General features: G+C 50.4%; 13 protein-coding genes. 3 read left to right on the forward strand and 10 right to left on the reverse strand.

Going from position 1 to position 19,034, the window contains the following annotated elements:
• The first annotated feature begins 476 nt into the window (after positions 1-476).
• Entirely contained in the window at positions 477-1,358 is an 882-nt protein-coding gene (gene pheA / locus ACQ4M4_RS02025; protein WP_430682778.1) for a prephenate dehydratase, read from the forward strand.
• 245 nt (positions 1,359-1,603) lie between these two features.
• Here the strand turns inward: pheA and ACQ4M4_RS02030 are convergent, their stop codons facing one another.
• The 9 genes from ACQ4M4_RS02030 to ACQ4M4_RS02070 form a co-directional block, all read right to left on the reverse strand.
• Positions 1,604-2,245: an LON peptidase substrate-binding domain-containing protein gene (locus tag ACQ4M4_RS02030; RefSeq protein WP_430682779.1), complete on the reverse strand. Its 642-nt coding sequence runs from the start codon at positions 2,243-2,245 to the stop codon at positions 1,604-1,606.
• A 151-nt stretch (positions 2,246-2,396) separates the two neighbouring features.
• On the reverse strand, positions 2,397-2,714 hold the full coding sequence (gene rpsJ / locus ACQ4M4_RS02035) for a 30S ribosomal protein S10 (protein WP_018399487.1): 318 nt from the start codon (positions 2,712-2,714) through the stop codon (positions 2,397-2,399).
• A 148-nt stretch (positions 2,715-2,862) separates the two neighbouring features.
• Complete coding sequence (gene tuf / locus ACQ4M4_RS02040; protein ID WP_430682780.1) at positions 2,863-4,092, reverse strand: elongation factor Tu; 1,230 nt, start codon at positions 4,090-4,092, stop codon at positions 2,863-2,865.
• Positions 4,093-4,117: 25 nt separating this feature from the next.
• Entirely contained in the window at positions 4,118-6,238 is a 2,121-nt protein-coding gene (gene fusA, locus ACQ4M4_RS02045) for an elongation factor G (protein ID WP_430682781.1), read from the reverse strand.
• 120 nt (positions 6,239-6,358) lie between these two features.
• Positions 6,359-6,829 carry a 30S ribosomal protein S7 gene (gene rpsG, locus ACQ4M4_RS02050; protein WP_430682782.1) on the reverse strand — a complete coding sequence of 157 codons (471 nt, stop codon included), beginning with the start codon at positions 6,827-6,829 and terminating at the stop codon, positions 6,359-6,361.
• A gap of 209 nt (positions 6,830-7,038) precedes the next feature.
• A complete protein-coding gene (gene rpsL / locus ACQ4M4_RS02055) occupies positions 7,039-7,419 on the reverse strand; it encodes a 30S ribosomal protein S12 (protein ID WP_430682783.1) in 381 nt (126 codons plus the stop codon).
• A gap of 355 nt (positions 7,420-7,774) precedes the next feature.
• Positions 7,775-8,140 (reverse strand): HesB/IscA family protein, encoded by a 366-nt coding sequence (locus ACQ4M4_RS02060; protein ID WP_430682784.1) that lies wholly within the window; start codon positions 8,138-8,140, stop codon positions 7,775-7,777.
• Positions 8,141-8,765: 625 nt separating this feature from the next.
• Positions 8,766-9,185: a cupin domain-containing protein gene (locus ACQ4M4_RS02065; protein WP_430682785.1), complete on the reverse strand. Its 420-nt coding sequence runs from the start codon at positions 9,183-9,185 to the stop codon at positions 8,766-8,768.
• Between the two features lie 377 nt (positions 9,186-9,562).
• Positions 9,563-11,398 carry a phosphodiester glycosidase family protein gene (locus ACQ4M4_RS02070; protein WP_430682786.1) on the reverse strand — a complete coding sequence of 612 codons (1,836 nt, stop codon included), beginning with the start codon at positions 11,396-11,398 and terminating at the stop codon, positions 9,563-9,565.
• A 1,012-nt stretch (positions 11,399-12,410) separates the two neighbouring features.
• On the opposite strand from ACQ4M4_RS02070, the gene gltB reads away from it, so the two are divergent.
• Positions 12,411-17,075: a glutamate synthase large subunit gene (gene gltB / locus ACQ4M4_RS02075; protein ID WP_430682787.1), complete on the forward strand. Its 4,665-nt coding sequence runs from the start codon at positions 12,411-12,413 to the stop codon at positions 17,073-17,075.
• A gap of 406 nt (positions 17,076-17,481) precedes the next feature.
• On the forward strand, positions 17,482-18,060 hold the full coding sequence (locus tag ACQ4M4_RS02080) for a hypothetical protein (RefSeq protein ID WP_430682788.1): 579 nt from the start codon (positions 17,482-17,484) through the stop codon (positions 18,058-18,060).
• Positions 18,061-18,225: 165 nt separating this feature from the next.
• Here ACQ4M4_RS02080 and apcB read toward each other — a convergent pair whose 3' ends face one another.
• The gene (gene apcB / locus ACQ4M4_RS02085) at positions 18,226-18,735 is read right to left on the reverse strand and encodes an allophycocyanin subunit beta (RefSeq protein ID WP_430682789.1); all 510 of its coding nucleotides are present in this window, start codon (positions 18,733-18,735) and stop codon (positions 18,226-18,228) included.
• Positions 18,736-19,034 lie beyond the last annotated feature (299 nt).

Raw genomic sequence — 19,034 nt, forward strand, 5'->3', positions numbered from 1 at the left:
TCTCATGCGACAGCCCAACATTCAGCAATCTAAGTAAGCAGCCATCATTCAACACAAGACTGACGCAGTTGAATGATGTTTGAGGCGCTTAGTGCCCCAAACATCATTCAACCCCCTGGTTTTTCGGATGAAGTGCGTAAGTCCTACAACATAAAACACTCAAACTCTGTGCGGGCGGCACGGAGTTTTAGAGTCTGGCTTTTAATGGCGTCGAGGTACTTCTAAACGCACGCTGAATGCTGCTTTGTAAGCTGAGTCCACGACCTCTTATCCAAAAACTGGAAGATTTTGACATGCCCTGCACCAATCCTGAGGAAGGTAGCTGCGCAGGCTGATTGCATCGTATTTCTGCAAAAAATCTGAGTTAACCTAAGCATCGAATACACTACAACCGCTATGATGCGGAGAGCATTTCTCGCCTCAAACCAACCTGAGATACAATTCTCACCGTTTCTAACCTTACTTGAGCCAGCTTTATGACTATTTCAATCGCCTATTTAGGACCTCCCGGAACTTACACAGAAGTTGCGGCAATGGTGTGGTCTGCCCAGGCTTTTGAATTGGAACAGGTGACCCTGTGCCCTTATGCCAGCATCTCTCAAGCGCTACGAGCTACTGTTGCAGGACAAACTCAGTACACCGTTGCTCCAGTCGAAAATTCTATTGAAGGTAGCGTGACCACGACGTTGGATACACTCTGGCAGTTGGAGACGTTGCAAATTCAACAGGCAATTGTGCTGCCAATTTCCCATGCTCTAATTTCGTGCGCACAGTCTATTGAAACGATTCAAACTATCTATGCACATCCCCAATCGCTGGCTCAGTGTCAAATATGGTTAGAAAATCACCTGCCAAGTGTGCAACTCATTCCAACCAATTCCAATGCTGAGGCATTGCAACATTTAGAAGCGAACCCAAAGATAGGGGCGATCGCCTCTCAACGGGCAGCACGGCTATACAACTTGCCAATCCTAGCGCATCCTATCAACGACCACCCCGATAACTGCACGCGTTTTTGGGCATTGGGCCTGCATCCAGTCAAGGAGGGAAGCCACACATCCCTGGCCTTTAGCCTTCCGGCAAATGTGCCTGGAGCCCTCGCAAAGCCCCTGCAAATTTTTGCCGAGCGCGGTCTTAATTTAAGCAAGATTGAGTCTCGCCCTACTAAGAAATCTTTAGGGGACTATCTCTTCTTTGTTGATATTGAAGGGAGTGTAGACCAGCCCAAAACTCAAGCAGCGATTGAAGAATTACAGAGCTATACCGAAACCCTCAAGATATTTGGTAGCTATAAAATTCTGCCGCCTGCTGCCACAAAAACCGCAACCGAAAATTACTCCGATTCACTCCATGCTTAGGGGCGATCGCTTCTCAGCCTGCATCAATCTCATCAATAGACCTTCCTGCCCAAATGGTGTTTTGAAGCATGAATCCTTGCACGGCGGAGCCGCACAAGGATTCATGCAGGAGGCTTAACGACAAGAATCCTGCTAGCTTAAAGCTAGCAGGATTCTTTTAAGCATTTTGGATTAGACAGTCAACTATCGCCGCAACTCGCTGAACTGAACTTCAGACTTGGATAGTTGAATGACATAAGCTGAAGCTACTTCAATACATCCTTGAGTGCGGTTCGTGCAGCCAGATGATTTCGAGTAGAGGTCAAGATTTCCGCCTCACGCTCCAACCTCTCGGACGTATCTTGCAACTCCAAAAGATATTGTTGCTCAGTGGCCACTCCATAAAGGTTTCTGGCCACCCAGTAAGACAGTTCCGTTGGAAGATCTGGAATATCATCCGGAATATCAATATCTTGATCGGTCAACTTAGCCGATAGGCGAACAACATCTCGCAAGAGCTGATCAACTTCTGTCGCAAGAGGATGCAGATCTTTGCCACCAGCATCATCTTCAATCCATTCAACTAAACCAACCCGGTAAGGCTTTTCACGCACATATTCCAAAACTCTAAAACGCTGCTGCCCAAGAGTCATGACTTTCATACGATCGTCTGGAAGTCGGTGAAAGTTGGTGATTTCAGCACAACACCCAACACTTGCAATACTGTTGTCATTTGGATTGAACATTAGCACTCCAAAGCGGCGATCGCTTTGAAGAATCGTGTTCATCATAATCCGGTAGCGAAATTCAAAAATGTGAAGCGGAAGCTTCTGTCCTGGGAAAAGAACCAAATCTGGGAGGGGAAACAGCGGGAGCTCTCGCACCGCCACCGATGAAGAAGAAGCCATCGCAATTCCAGCAAAAAAGGGAGTTACATGTACTCAACCATTGATAAGCAAAGCCGCAAACCGCTTCGTAATCAATTCTTAAGTAATGAACTCCCTATAGTGTAACGTATCGCCTAATAGCATCAAAAGTAGCATGGCGATATTTTGAAATTTATAGCTTCACCTCGATATCTACGCCAGCAGGTAAATCCAACTTCATCAACGCATCGATTGTCTTCGACGAGGGCTGGTAAATATCAATAATCCGGCGGTGGGTGCGGGTCTCAAAGTGCTCCCGCGAATCTTTATCAACGTGGGGCGATCGCAGAACGCAATAGATCCGTCGCTTGGTCGGCAGGGGGATAGGTCCAATCGCTGTGGCGTTTGTGCGATTAGCCGTATCCACAATTTTTTCACAGGAAGTGTCAAGCAATCGGCGGTCGAACGCCTTGAGGCGAATCCGAATCTTTTGCTGCTGAATAGTTGCCATTAGATGATTCCAAATTTCAAGGTTCAGAAAAACTGGCTAGCCAGTATGGAAGCCTTACGACTTCAAAATGCACAAGATCTTTTCAGAAGAAGAGACCAGCAGCGAACTTCTGAGCTTGCTGCCGGCCTCCGAGCATCACTAGATTGTATTACTTAACAATCTTAGATACGACGCCAGCACCAATGGTCCGGCCACCTTCTCGAATTGCAAAACGCATTCCTTGCTCAATGGCGATCGCATTAATCAGCTCAACCGTCACTTTAATCCGGTCACCGGGCATCACCATTTCTGCATCGGAACCGTCGTCAGCGGTAAAAGCTTTGATCGTTCCAGTCACGTCGGTTGTACGCACATAGAACTGAGGCTTATAACCGGCGAAGAACGGAGTCTTACGACCACCTTCTTTTTCGGTCAACACGTACACTTCACCCTCAAACTGAGTGTGAGGTGTAATCGTGCTGGGCTTAGCAAGCACCATGCCGCGCTCAATGTCCTCTTTCTTAAGACCCCGGAGGAGGAGACCAGCGTTGTCGCCAGCCAGACCCTCATCTAGACTCTTCTTGAACATCTCGATACCAGTAACCGTGGTTTTGCGGGTTTCGCGAATGCCCACCAGCTCAACTTCTTCGTTGACTTTGACTTTTCCGCGCTCAATCCGACCAGTTGCAACCGTGCCTCGACCAGTAATGGTGAACACGTCTTCAACAGCCATCAAGAAAGGCTTGTCAACTTCACGCTCAGGCGTTGGAATGTGAGCGTCTACGGCATCCATCAGCTCATAAATCTTGTCAACCCACTGGTTGTCACCACGCTGGGTCTTGGGATTTTCGATCATGGCTTCCAGTGCCATCAAACCGGAACCCTTAATGATGGGAATATTGTCACCATCGAAGTCGTAGCTGCTCAGCAGTTCACGCATTTCCAGCTCAACCAGCTCAAGCAGTTCTTCGTCGTCAACTTGGTCAACCTTGTTCAAGAACACGACAATGCTGGGAACACCCACCTGACGAGCCAAGAGGATATGCTCCTTGGTTTGGGGCATTGCACCATCGGTTGCAGCCACAACCAGGATAGCACCATCCATTTGAGCCGCACCGGTGATCATGTTCTTCACGTAGTCAGCATGACCGGGGCAATCCACGTGAGCATAGTGGCGAACTTCGGTCTCGTACTCTACGTGAGCGGTATTAATTGTAATACCCCGTGCTTTCTCTTCAGGAGCAGCATCAATCTCGTCATACTTACGAGCTTGAGCCTGTCCATTTGCAGCAAGAGTCATGGTGATTGCTGCAGTCAGCGTGGTTTTACCGTGGTCAACGTGGCCAATCGTGCCAATGTTAACGTGAGGTTTAGTCCGTTCAAATTTTGCGCGTGCCATTGATTTATCCGTCCCTTTCTACTTACTAAGCGTTCCCTTTACTCTTAGCAATAATTGTCTCAGCCACATTCCGAGGTACCTCGTCATATTGACTGAACTCCATTGAAAATATGCCACGACCTTGGGTTTTAGACCGAATATCAGTAGCATATCCAAACATTTCCGCAAGCGGAACCTTGGCCGTCACCTTTGCAGTTCCCTGCTCAGTGTCCTGTCCTTCAATGTGACCACGACGAGAGTTGAGATCTCCGATGACGTTCCCGATGAAATCTTCAGGAACTTCCACCTCAACCTTCATCATAGGCTCTAATAGGACAGGTGATGCCTTCATCACGGCTTCTTTGATTGCCATAGAACCTGCAATCTTAAAAGCCATCTCAGAAGAATCCACATCGTGGTAGGAGCCATCCACGAGGGTAACCTTCAGATCGATCACCGGGTAACCTGCGAGAATACCAGATTCGCAGGCTTCTCTCATGCCCTGCTCAGCAGGATTGATGTATTCCTTAGGAATAACACCACCCACGATTTTGGACACAAACTCAAACCCACTTCCAACATCCCCCGGCTCAAGCTCGATAACAACATGGCCATATTGGCCCTTACCACCGCTCTGGCGGATAAACTTACCTTCTGCTCGAACCGATTTGCGAACCGTCTCGCGATAAGCAACTTGAGGAGCACCAACGTTCGCTTCAACCTTGTACTCACGCTTCATCCGATCCACCAGGATATCCAAATGCAGCTCGCCCATACCGGCAATTACAGTCTGGTTCGTTTCTGGATCAACACTGACGCGGAACGTTGGGTCTTCTTCTGAAAGTGCTTGCAGAGCTTTCGACAGCTTCTCCATATCTTGCTTTGTCTTGGGCTCAACCGCAACAGAGATTACTGGCTCAGGAACAAACAAAGACTCCAAAATAATGGGCGATGCTTCATCACAAAGCGTATCTCCTGTAAAAGTGTCTTTCATGCCAAGCACAGCACCCAAATCGCCAGCCCGCAACTCTTCTACCTCTTGGCGCTGGTCAGCCTTGAGAACTATCAAGCGCGAAATCCGCTCTTTTTTGTCTTTTGTAGCGTTGTAGATGTAGCTGCCTTTAGTGAGTACACCAGAGTAAACGCGAATAAAGGTGAGCCTGCCATACGGATCGGCCATGATCTTGAACGCAAGCGCGGCTAGAGGAGCATCGTCATCCGCAGAGCGAGTGGCAGTCGAACCATCTGGTAACAAGCCCTGAATTGGAGGAACGTCCAAAGGAGAAGGAAGATAGTCAATTACAGCGTCCAAAAGAAGCTGAACTCCCTTATTTTTGAAGGCTGAACCGCAAAGAATAGGGACAATTGTGCCATCAATCGTTCCTTTACGCAGAGCAGCTCGAATCTCGCCTTCTGACAGGTCTTCTCCCTCTAGGTATTTTTCAGTGAGCGTGTCATCTGTTTCCGCTGCGGACTCAACGAGCTTGAGCCGATACTCTTCGGCCAACTCCCGCATATCACTGGGAATATCAACTACCTCAATATCCGTTCCGATATCGTTTTTGTAGATGTAGGCTTTCATCCGCACTAAATCTACAACACCGCGCAAATTATCTTCACTGCCAATTGGAATTTGGACAGGAACAGCATTCGTACGGAGGCGATCGCGCACCTGATTGTAAACCTTAAAGAAATCGGCACCTGTCCGATCCATCTTGTTGATAAAGATGATTCGAGGAACTCGATAGCGATCGGCTTGCCGCCAGACCGTCTCGGTTTGAGGCTGTACGCCACCAACGGAACACAAAACAGTGATCACGCCATCTAGAACTCGCATTGAGCGCTCAACCTCAATCGTGAAATCCACGTGGCCGGGCGTATCAATGATGTTGATTTTGTGCTCTAGAGCACCTGTTTGAGGCTGAGTCGGACTTTCGGGATCACGCTTAACCCAAGAGGTGCTGATAGCTGCCGCCGTGATGGTAATGCCGCGCTCCCGCTCCTGCTCCATCCAATCGGTTGTAGCGTTCCCATCGTGAACTTCGCCGATTTTATGCACAACGCCAGAATAGTAGAGAATTCTTTCTGTAGTTGTGGTTTTACCAGCATCAATATGGGCAGCGATTCCAATATTTCTAACTAGCTCTAATGGAATACTACGCACCACGGCTACCTCCTTCAAGCACTGCCGCAATAACTTAACGCAACTGCGTCTGTTAAGATTCTATACTTTTGCTCTATGGCTCAGCAGAATCTAAAAATTCAACCCGCGATCGCCAGAAAAATTTTAGTAGCGATAGTGAGCAAAGGCCTTGTTAGCCTCAGCCATTTTGTGGGTTTCTTCGCGCTTACGGATAGAGCTACCAGTCTCATTTGCGGCATCCATCAGCTCGTTTGCCAACTTGCCAGCCATCGTGCGGCCCGACCGGCTACGAGAAAACTGAATCAACCAGCGGAGAGCCAAAGCAGTACCCCGATCGGCCCGAACTTCCATAGGAACCTGATACGTTGCACCGCCGACTCGGCGAGCCTTAACCTCAACCAAAGGCGTAGCATTGCGAACGGCTCTTTCGAATGTTTCCAACGGGTCGGAACCAGTACGCTCTTCAATCAATTTAAAGGCATCGTAAACAATTCGATAGGCCAGAGACTGCTTGCCGGAGTACATCAAGCGGCGCACCAACATACTCACCAAACGGCTCCCATAGGTGGGATCTGGAGGAACCGGACGCTTTTGAACAACTGTACGACGAGACATAGCTTGAATAAATGTAAACGGTTTGACGATAGTGGGCCGGGAGTGGCAGGAAGAGGTGGAAGACATAGGAAGAACCCAGCCGAACATTGCCACCGCTATTGCCACCAAGCTGACAAGCAGTCATCACGCTTAAAAGAATCAAGCTCTTAATCTAGAGCTCGATTCACCAAGCGCTTGACTCTGACGTGATACCAAAACTTGGATGCGCCTTAGGATGCTGCCTTAGGACGCTTTGCCCCATACTTGGAGCGACCTTGCTTACGGTCTTTCACTCCAGCAGTATCGAGGGTGCCACGAACAATATGGTAACGCACACCGGGCAGGTCTTTAACCCGGCCACCTCGAATCATCACCACAGAGTGTTCCTGCAAGTTATGACCGATACCTGGAATATATGCTGTAACCTCGAAGCCAGAGGTTAAGCGAACCCGCGCGACCTTACGTAGTGCGGAGTTGGGCTTTTTGGGCGTAGTGGTGTACACCCGGGTACACACACCGCGCCGCTGAGGACAACTTTTCAACGCAGGCGACTTGGTTTTCTTGCTGGCTTTCTGACGCTCGGTTCTAATTAGCTGTTGAATAGTAGGCATGGGCTCTGGTGTACTACGCCTCTCGACATTTGTCTAAAGTTTTCACAGTCTCCTACTATACTGATTTTTGTGGATTTGTGTCAATTCGCTGTCAAGAAAGTTGCCGGTATCATGGAGTTAGGGATGCGATCGCATTTCGGCTATTTTCGCTGAATCGGCAGGAGCAGAGTTTCTGACTGAAACTCATCGCCATCGCCATTGAAATTGAGGCAATCGCTCATCACCGATTCCCCCTACAGACACTGATCCCACCAGACGGCCTTCCACCGCTATCAACATTATCCGTTTCAAATTCAACCTAGTTTAACCGCATTCAGATGCATGAAGCCTGGAACGATCCAGCACTCGTGTGTATCTAGGGCAAGCATTGCTCATCAGACTCGATCGTTGCCGACGGGTTTGTTGTGAAAGAATTGCCACAACCGCAACTTGATGCCGCTTTGGGATTATGAAAGCGAAACCCCCCACCCATCAGATCTTGCGAGTAGTCAACAAACAGGCCCTCAATTAAGTCCAAACTCGCCGGGTCAACATAGATGGGTAAGCCTTCCTGCTCATACATATGGCTAGGATTTGCGATCGCATGATCAAAGCTTAGGGCATAGTAATAGTCGGCACACCCACCGGGCTGCACGCTCACTCGAAGCGCTGCATTGGGTTGAGCATAGCGACTCATTAAACGATTCACCTCTGCAAGAGCAGCTGGACTCAGTTGAATCATGGCAGGTGGATAGGTGTTTCTTTTACGTGAATGGGAATCAAAATGGCGATCGCTATTTTACCCTGCTTTGTTTGCAAACCATAAGCTTGCCTTGGCTCAGTTCCAACCATTGATTCCAAGCATTAGTCTGATTTCACTTAGTTTTCAACGCATTTGAATTGATCCCTAATTTGATTTCCCAATTAATACCAGCTTCGGATCACGCCAAGCATTTATTTTTGCCTGCGCAACGCACATACAAAAATAGGCTTTTGTGAGGTGTAGACAGCGCTCAACCCTCACAAAAGCCTTGAACCAAAACTAGCTTTCAATCAGCTGATTAAATCTAGTGTGTTGATGTTGTGGACAGCATACTTCACATCCTATCCACAATACCGATGCGTCAATCCTGAGTGTTCAATTCATTCAACCTGTAGCTCAACCTATAAAAAAGGCTTCAACTTGAAGCCTTTTGAAAAGCAGTAGTTAGGTATATCACTCAAGCAAAACCTGAAAGAATTGCAGCATCAGCCTTAATAAGCGACGCCTATGTGCAAGCCTTAAACACTTGAAACAAATTGAAGCCAGCTATTAGAGAGATGATCCGGATAGCAGCACAACTCTCACACAAGGATTGAGACCTGTGCTACTTATCGGTTCGTGCGTAGTCGTCTTGATAACGCACAATGTCATCTTCTCCCAAATATTCGCCATTCTGCACTTCAATCAGAATCAAAGGAATCACTCCAGGATTCTCGAGACGGTGAGATGTACAGGGAGGAACATAGGTTGACTGATTACTAAAGAGCAACATCTCGTTTTCGCCGCACACGACCTTCGCAGTACCAGATACCACAATCCAGTGTTCACTGCGGTGGTGGTGCATTTGCAGGCTCAACCGATGACCTGGCTTGACCTCAATCCTCTTAATTTTGTAGCCTTTGCCCTCTTCCAGGACGGTGAAAGCGCCCCACGGCCTTAGCTCAGTTGCAGCAATGCCTTTCAACGTTGGGGAAGAAGGTAAAGCAGATACGGAGGGTTGAGTTACTTCTTTCGCTTGAGCCACGATCTCTCTCCTTGTGAATGAGGGCAAAGCCTGTGCCGAAAAGCTTGCACAGCAACGGCGCGATTCAGGAATTCATGATGAATCACCCTAACCATAGCAAGAGGTACAGGATGGCTGTCATCCGCAAATTCCTATATCTCGACATTTAAACCAAAGCTTTATTGAGGGCAAAGACGGGTTCACTCCAACTTCAAAAACGCTAGTCACTTGGGCTAAAAGTTTTTTGCCCTTCGCAGATGCGTCTTCGATGAGCAAATTCAATGAGCAAAATGCATTCCCTGCGTCACCTTTGCAGCCTAGTGAGCCTTACAGCCTTGTTTGTAAATCTTGGTTTAAACCCCAAAAACAAGGCCTAACAGCGATCTACAGAACGGTTTTTAAGGAGAAGGCTGAAGAAAAACACCAATGCCGTTGTGAACTCGAGCTGCGGTTCTGGGAGAACGGTTAATGATCTGCCCGCCTAAAAGTAGCGCAGTTGAGCTGCCCCCGTCCAAATTCAAGGCATCAACAGCGCCCAACTGCTGCATAATTTGCGCCATTTCCTGCAAGGTGGGGCCACGACTATCGATTCGATTTTGCACGGTGACCAACATGACCTCGCCATTGGGGCGTTTACCAATCGCACTGCGCACAGCTGCTTGCTGAATGAATGCTTGAGAAAAACCCTCACTTTGAGCATTGAGAACGATTTGTCCGTTCTGCATCAGCAGCGGTCCTGCTCCCATAATTTGCGGAAAGGCATCGAAATCATTGGGCGATGTTGGCAACCGAAGTTGTACCGTGGCGCCAACCGGAAGGGCTGCCAAGAAGTTTTCTTCGGCTCGAACAACAAGCAGATAGCCGCTAGCAGGAATTGGGATGGTTGACTGGCCGACTGCGCCTCCAGTCCGCCGATCGGTAATGCGATCGCCCTCCACCACCAGCACAGTCTCTGCATCCAAAATTGGCGTGTAGACATTCCCCCAGGCTGGCGTATAGACCGACAGTCCAGCCCCAACATAGCCACTATTCAGGGAAAAAATTGGCAGTGTTGCATTTGTAGAAGTCACGACAGACCCTGGCAAGTTGAGGCGGCCAAATCGCGTATCACCTCTCTCGTTCCAGGCGATCGCCCCCCGATTCAGAATCGGCCCCGATAGCCACTGTCCGTCACGCCGAACCGCTCCCAACGGTAGTTGATTGTTGCGATTGAAGAACCCTGCATTGATGGCACCCGCAGCCTGCCACTGAGCCGCCATGGACACCAGGGGAGCTGTGCCAGGCATGCCATTCGGGTTCGCCCAAATCGGCTTGAGGCTTAGGCCCGGCTGGCGCAGATTGAGGTGAAACGCCACCACGGGAAATCGGCTACTGCCAAGCGTGACATAGCGCTGCTGCCACCGCATTCCCGGAGCCCAAGCGATATCGCGCTCCACCATAGCATCAGGTCGGATATCGATGACCAAACGATTGGGGTTGGGTAGCGTCGATACACGAAACGGGGCGTTGGCGGGAATGCCAACCTGGAGCACCGCTCGATTTTCTTGGGGGGCAATTCTTAAGCCGGTGATGCGGTTCCCGGCAATTGGTACAAAGCCTGATGCGATCGCCGGATTAATAGCAGCATCGATTGTCACGACCAACTGATCAGCTTGTTCCGTCACACGCCAACTGGCTCGTTGGTTCAGATCCACCACAATGCGATCGCCCCATACCTGTCGTCCTTGGCGAACTCCCACCACCTGCGCAGGCTGAGTCGCAATCCTCAAAGCATTACCCGCAAAATCAACCTGCCAACCCAACTGTCGAGCCAGATCGGTAATATCCAAAAAACGATACTGCTGAGTCAGCCAGGTGGAGACAACAAACGGTTCTGCTTGGGGATCAGAAAACCACTGAATCGTCTGACGGCTTGGGTCAGCACTATTCAACATCTCCACACCAAATGCCTGCATCAGGCTAGTATCCGCCAACCCAATTCGCTGCTGCCTGAGGCTCCACACCGCAGGCACGGTTACTCCATTCAAAATGATTTGAGTGCCTTGGCGAGCAGGGGCAATATCATCCAACGCTTGAGCCAGCGACGGCAACCAGGATTGTGTCATGGTTGTTTGTTGTTGCATGGCAGCCAGCTCTCGACCCGCCTTGACAGGATTACTCAAAACAAACCAGTGCCCTGCCAACACAATTGAAGACGCAACCGCCAATCGCTTATACCGCTGAAATTGAGACATAAGAGCAGTGAACTGTCGAGGCTGCAAAGAAGGAGGAATATTCACAAAGCCAAACAATTTCTTACAATTAAAAGAGGAAGCTCAAAACGAACGAACAGAAATAGCACGCTGAGCAATCAGCCCTCAAACGCTTCGACTATCAGCGAGCTAGAACTCAGTTAAGGCAGTAGAGTCAGCATTGGATTGATTAGTTCCGAATTCAACCCAGTTTCAAATTCCAATCATGCACCCCAATCTTAAGCCCCCTGTTCTGCAAGGTTGGTTTGCTGCATTTAGCCATGAGTCCTAAGTCAATGATCTTCAATCAATGATTTAGGGACGTTTGGTTATGTGCAGGCGATCGCCCGTTGTTTGCTTGCAGTGAGCACAATCATAGACTCGGCATTCCATAAATGGGAACAAAGCGATACGAAGCATTACAACTCTCTGAAACGGTTTCCGCTGCCTCCATTTATCCCGAAACCATGAGGGATTGCATAAGCTCTCCTCTTTCTATATGATCTTGACTCTGACTCTTCTTTGGAAGAAAGCTTCTTAACCTAAGCAGGATCCGGTTCAGCTCCTTTATTTGAGTGCAGTAAAGGTTTTGCTGATTGGTGCTAGCGCCAGCGATTCACCCCATTTCTGCTGAAGCGTGGAAGACACAGCATCGCCGTTGCGAACCACTGTACCACCATAAAAAGTCATGCATTTATTAATCTGGATCGTAAGCCCAATCCTAAAGTGAATGAGCATTCCAGGCGAATGTCCTTAGGTGGGTAGCGTCAGGCTTAGGCAATGCAGCAATTACCAGCAACCGCCAGCGTTCGTCGTCTCTAAGTTGTACAAGTTGTACGGTTCTTAGTCGGTATTCAACAAAGAAACCACAGCTGCTACCGGGCAATTTGCCATTGCTCAAACCGTCTTGTCAGGCCAGTCAGGGAAATCAAAGGAATCGGGAAACACAGTAGAGCGGTACAGCAGAGCGGTACAGCACACCATTAATCAGTAGACCAAAGTATAAAGTTGTCGTATGGGTGATACACGCGTGAATCAAAGCAAGCCAATGGAGCAAGCAGTGGATGCAGGATACGCTGGGCAGCGCTGGTTAGTCGAAGAGCGGGATGCCTGTGGAGTCGGATTTATTGCTGACCAGCAAGGACGGGCCAGCCACGACTTGGTGGCTAAGGCGCTTTCTGCGCTCGCGTGTTTGGAGCATCGAGGCGCGTGTAGTGCAGACCAAGATTCGGGCGATGGCGCTGGAATCATGACTGCCATTCCTTGGGGGCTTCTCACCGCTTGGTTGAACACCCAAAGTATTTCCCTCAGCGATACCAGCACGATTGGGGTTGGGATGCTGTTTTTGCCACAAACTGAGGCGGCGGCTGCGATCGCCCGTGAGACCGTCAACCGAGTGCTGGCCGAGTGCAACTTAAACGTGTTGGCTTGGCGAGATGTCCCTGTGAAGCCCGAACTGCTGGGAGTACTTGCCCGCGACAACCAGCCCACAATTGCCCAGGTTATTGTGCAGGCTACCGTCTCTGGCGATGAGCTAGAGCGGCAACTCTTCTTGGCTCGTAAGCGCATGTTGCGGGCTCTGGCCGCCGACGCATCGTTGTCGGCCAACCATGAGCTAGCTTCAAATGATTTCTACGTGTGCTCATTCTCGAACCGCACCATCGTCTACAAGGGCATGGTTCGCTCTGCCGTGTTGGGAGAGTTCTACCTGGATCTGCAACAGCCTACCTACGAAAGCGTCTTTGCGGTATACCATCGACGGTTCAGCACCAACACCATGCCTCGCTGGCCTTTGGCTCAGCCCATGCGCTTGCTAGGGCACAACGGTGAGATCAATACCCTTTTGGGCAACATTAACTGGATGCGGGCTCGGGAAGCCGATCTCTCTCATCCCTATTGGGGAGACAGTTTAGCCGACCTCAAGCCAACGGTTCGTTCCGAGAACAGCGACTCTGCCAACTTAGACAACGTGTTTGAACTGTTGGTTCGTTCTGGACGAGAGCCGTTGGAAGCGCTGATGCTGATGGTGCCAGAAGCGTATCGCAATCAGCCTGATCTGAAAGACCATCCTGAAATCGTGGATTTTTACGAATATTACAGCGGCATCCAGGAGCCGTGGGATGGCCCTGCTCTGCTCGTCTTTAGTGATGGCAATGTGGTTGGAGCTTCCCTGGATCGCAACGGTTTGCGCCCTGCCCGCTACGCGATTACCCGCGATGGGTACATCGTTGTAGCATCCGAGGCTGGAGTTATTGACATTGCAGAAAGTGAGGTTGTTGAAAAGGGACGCTTGGGTCCTGGTCAAGCGATCGCTTTTGATCTTAGAACTCGCACCGTTCTCAAAAATTGGGACATCAAGCAAAAAATTGCCAGCCGCAAGCCCTATGGCGTTTGGCTACAAGAGAATCGGCTTGAACTAGCCCAACAGCCCCTACAGCAAGAGGCTCAGCTCGACAGCGGCACACTTCTGAAGCATCAAGTGGCCTTTGGCTACACCTCTGAAGATGTGGAAATGATCATTGAGGATATGGCCTCGAAGGGAGCCGAACCCACCTTCTGTATGGGTGACGATATTCCCCTGGCTATCCTCTCCGAAAAGCCACATATCCTATACGACTACTTCAAGCAGCGCTTTGCCCAGGTGACCAACCCGGCGATTGACCCTCTGCGCGAAAAGCTGGTGATGTCGCTAACGATGCAGTTAGGTCGTCGGGGCAACCTGCTCGACGAAAAGCCGGAGTATGCTCGTCTGCTCAGCCTGAAGTCGCCTGTTCTCAGCGACACTGACTTGGAAGCAGTTCGTCAGTCGGACATTGCCACCGCTTCGTTATCGACGCTGTACGACATTTCCGCAGGGCCGGACGGTTTGCAAGCTGCTGTCAACCGTTTGTGCGATCGCGCTGTGGAAGCGGTTCGGAACGGGGCGGATATTCTAATCCTGAGCGATCGCCTCACCTCTGAAGGCGGCACCACACAGCTCACCCCCACTCAAAGCTACGTACCACCGCTGTTGGCCGTTGGAGCAGTGCACCACCACCTAATCCGCCAAGGGCTGCGGATGAACGCATCGCTGGTGATAGACACCGCCCAATGTTGGAGCACTCACCATTTTGCTTGCCTAATTGGCTATGGTGCCAGTGCCGTGTGTCCTTATCTGGCGCTAGAAACGGTCCGCCATTGGTACAACAGCCCCAAAACTCAAAAGCAAATTGAAACGGGCAAAATCGAAGCCATCGACATGGCTCAAGCGCAGCAAAACTATCGCAGCGCTCTAGAAAAAGGACTGCTCAAGATCCTGTCCAAGATGGGAATTTCGCTGTTGTCTAGCTACCACGGTGCCCAAATTTTTGAGGCGATTGGCATTGGCTCAGATCTACTGCAACTCGGCTTTTGGGGAACGGCATCTCGCTTGGGCGGGTTAACGGTCTCCGACCTGGCTCATGAAGTCATGTCTTTCCACAGCCGCGCCTTCCCAGAGCTATCGCTGAAGAAGTTGGAAAACTTTGGCTTTGTACAGTATCGGCCCGGTGGGGAATACCACATGAACAGCCCCGAAATGGCGAAGTATTTGCACAAAGCGGTAGATACCAAGAGCTATGACCACTACGAGTTGTACAAGAAGTATCTGTCGGAGCGACCGATTACCGCTCTGCGGGATTTGTTAGATATGGAGAGCGATCGCCCCTCCGTTCCCTTGGAAGAGGTGGAGTCGGTTGCCGATATTGTGCAGCGGTTCTGTACGGGCGGCATGTCGTTGGGGGCTCTATCCCGTGAGGCCCACGAAACCTTGGCGATCGCCATGAACCGGATCGGCGGCAAGTCCAACTCAGGTGAAGGTGGCGAAGATCCCATTCGTTTCAAGGTGTTAGATGATGTGGATGGTCAGGGATCATCTTCCCTGTTACCGCACCTTAAGGGCTTGAAGAATGGCGATACTGCTAGCTCCGCCATTAAGCAAATTGCCTCGGGTCGCTTTGGCGTCACCCCTGAGTATCTGATGAGCGCCAAGCAACTGGAAATTAAGATTGCTCAGGGAGCTAAGCCCGGTGAAGGCGGACAACTTCCCGGCAAGAAGGTCAGTCCCTACATTGCCATGCTGCGCCGCTCCAAGCCGGGAGTCACGCTCATTTCGCCGCCGCCTCACCACGACATTTACTCCATTGAAGATTTGTCGCAGCTGATCTTTGACCTGCACCAAATTAACCCCACGGCGCAGGTATCGGTGAAGCTCGTGGCGGAAGTGGGCATTGGCACCATCGCCGCTGGTGTGGCCAAGGCCAACGCCGACATCATTCAGATCTCAGGCCATGACGGCGGTACGGGCGCATCGCCCCTCAGCTCGATTAAGCATGCGGGTAGCCCCTGGGAGCTGGGCCTATCTGAGGTGCATCGCGTGCTGATGGAAAACCAACTGCGCGATCGCGTCCTGCTGCGAGTGGATGGCGGTATCAAAACCGGGTGGGATGTTCTGATGGGTGCCCTCATGGGTGCCGAGGAATTTGGCTTTGGCTCCATTGCCATGATTGCCGAAGGCTGCATCATGGCTCGGATCTGCCATACCAACAATTGCCCTGTCGGTGTCGCCAGCCAGCGCGAAGATTTGCGCAAGCGCTTTACGGGCATTCCCGAGCATGTGGTCAATTTCTTCTACTTTGTGGCGGAAGAAGTGCGATCGCTCTTGGCTCGTTTGGGCTACCGCTCTCTGCAAGAGGTTGTGGGACGCTCGGATCTCCTAAAAATGCGAGAAGGGGTCAGCTTAACCAAGACTCAGGCGTTGAATTTGGACTGCTTGACCAAACTGCCCAATACCCGCACCGATCGCTCTTGGCTAAGCCATGAAACCGTTCACAGCAACGGCCCAGTATTGGATGATGAACTGCTGGCCGATCCGGCCATTCAGGCTGCGATCGCCCAACAAAGCACTGTCACCAAACAGGTGAGCGTTTGCAATACCGACCGCACCGTTGGGGCACGTCTTGCTGGGGCGATCGCCAAGCAATACGGCGACAACGGATTTGCTGGGCACATCAACCTTCAGTTCGAAGGCAGCGTTGGCCAAAGCTTTGGTGCATTCAACCTCGCTGGCATCACCCTAGAGTTAACTGGCGAAGCCAACGACTACGTAGGTAAGGGCATGAATGGTGGCGAAATCATCATCAAGCCGTCCAAGGCGGTGACTTACGATCCGGCGCAAAATGTCATTATTGGCAACACCTGTTTGTACGGAGCAACAGGTGGTAGCCTCTTCGCCAATGGCCAAGCAGGCGAACGGTTTGCCGTTCGGAATTCCCTTGGTCGTGCAGTTGTAGAAGGCGTTGGCGATCACTGCTGCGAGTACATGACCGGCGGTGTCGTCGTTGTATTAGGCCGCACCGGGCGCAACGTAGGAGCGGGCATGACTGGCGGTTTGGGCTATTTCTTGGATGAAGAGGGGAACTTCTCAGACAAAGTGAATCCCGAAATCGTCAAGATTCAGCGCATTGTCAGTCCTGTGGGCGAGCGGCAGCTCAAAGATTTGCTGGCTGCCCATGCTGAAAAAACCGGCAGCCAGAAGGCTCAGCACATCTTGGCAAACTGGGCCGAATACCTGCCCAAGTTTTGGCAAGTTGTACCACCTTCCGAAGTTAGCAGCCCAGAAGTCACCATCGAAGAAGAAAAGGTGCTCACTCCCACTCCTTAACGCCGAATCCGTATCGAAAAGCAGTCAATCTTAGACTGCTTTTCTTAAGATGTGACGAATACAAAAGGGTCTGCCGCACTGTAGCAGACCTTTTTCTTGTGGTAGCGATCGCCATTTCGACGAAAACAGGTTTGAGGGCAGGCTTACCGTCCTCAAGCCCACCTTCACGCTTCACTCCGCTGGCAACAGCGAACAGGTGTTTTCCTGCTTTTTGTGAACCCAAATTCGTTACTTCTGAACCACTCGCATTCGCTGAAGCCAAGAGTAGAACAGAACTAGAAGACAGTCCGGCCTGTTATATCGTTTCTATAGTTAGGGAACTATGAAGTTAAGGCTTATTGGACTCATCCATTCTCAGCATTCCTGTTCCCAGTCGATATTTAACTTGTGATCAACCTTGCAGATTATGCCGTCTTCTCTTGTGAATTCGAACCATAACAATCCCGCTCTCAAGATTTTGGAATCTCGGCAAGTCTATACCCCTTGCCACATCTATATGCCCGAAACAGGGGAGCGATCGCCTGCGATCGCCTATCAGGGTGAATACTACAGCTTCTTTCGAGTCGAAGCAACGCGGCAACGGGCCATTGAAGTCGCCACCAAACTTCAGCGCAACTATCATCCCATCATTACTCAAATCCCAAAAGGCTACGCGATTTGGACATTGGAGGCTCAAGCCCAAGCAGCCCAAATGGCGTCGGGCACCATTGCCACCGAATTGGCCCAATTTGGCGAGCCTGCGTATCACTTGCTGATATCGCCGGGGCAATATACTCCCTGCTTAATTCGAGTGCCCGACTTAGACCAATCGCTTCAGGCGATCGCCTACAACAATCTCTTCTACAGCCTCTTCAAAAGCGTCTCGACGATTGAGGAAGCGATCGACATTACCAAGCGACTTCCGCCGGGTGATCGGGCCGTCATCACCAAACAAACGGGTCGCTACAGTTTGTGGATTCATGAACCCGAAGCTTACCGAGCTTAAATGGCCCAATCCCCATCCAACAGCAACACCTCAGTAGCTCAGCCCGTTTGCCATTTCCTGAGAGACATTCAATAAAAAAAGAGGCCCTTTTGGAGCCTCTTTTTTTAAGTTTTATCGATGAGCATTGTCACTCAACCATTTTGAAGTACTAGATGCGGATTAGTACTAGATGCTGATTTCAGCCAAATCGCGGCACATGTGGTCAAACGGAGCATCCACAAAGCTGGCATCAGGAATTCCAGCAGCCGTGATTCGTTCTTTCACAATGTCTTTCATGATTTGAATACCGCGCACCGTTGGGCCAACGGGCACTCCCAACGAATTGTAGGTTTCGCGCAGCCCTTGCAACACGCGCTCATCCAGCACATTCATATTTCCGGCCACAAGCGCATAGCTAGCGTAGCGCAGATAGTAATCCATATCGCGCAGGCAAGCTGCATATCGACGAGTGGTGTAAGCGTTGCCACCCGGACGAATTAACTCAGGTACCTCTTCAAACAGCGCCAAGCCTGCTTGCTTCACGATGGCGGCAGCATCGCTATTAATCACACCTGCGGCTTGCACTCTTGCCATGCCGGTATCGAAATAGGACTTCAGGGTGTCGATCGCATCCCGATCCAAATATTTGCCCTTTGTGTCGTAGCTACCAATCAAGCTGGTTACTGCGTCCCGCATGCATGAATCTCCCAAATCTCTACCAAAATTCAAATTCGCTAAGCAAGTAGACCGTTTTATAACGTCACCTGAATTCGCCCATCATGTGCTAGCTCAGCCAGGCGAGAATCTTGCCAAACCGACCAGGTTCATCGCTAACGTGTTACATCGGGAAGATCCCAACATGACTCGCTGATTCCACATTCAATTGGGCTTTTCTTAAAATCATTAAGGTCAAGTTTATCACGCAGGAATCGCTGGTTTTGGAACGGAAACCCCTGATATCACCTGTCTTCAGATTAAGTTTTATGTCGACCGCT

This window comes from Leptolyngbya sp. AN02str, from assembly GCF_050565595.1.
Classification (GTDB): Bacteria; Cyanobacteriota; Cyanobacteriia; order Elainellales; family Elainellaceae; genus Kaiparowitsia.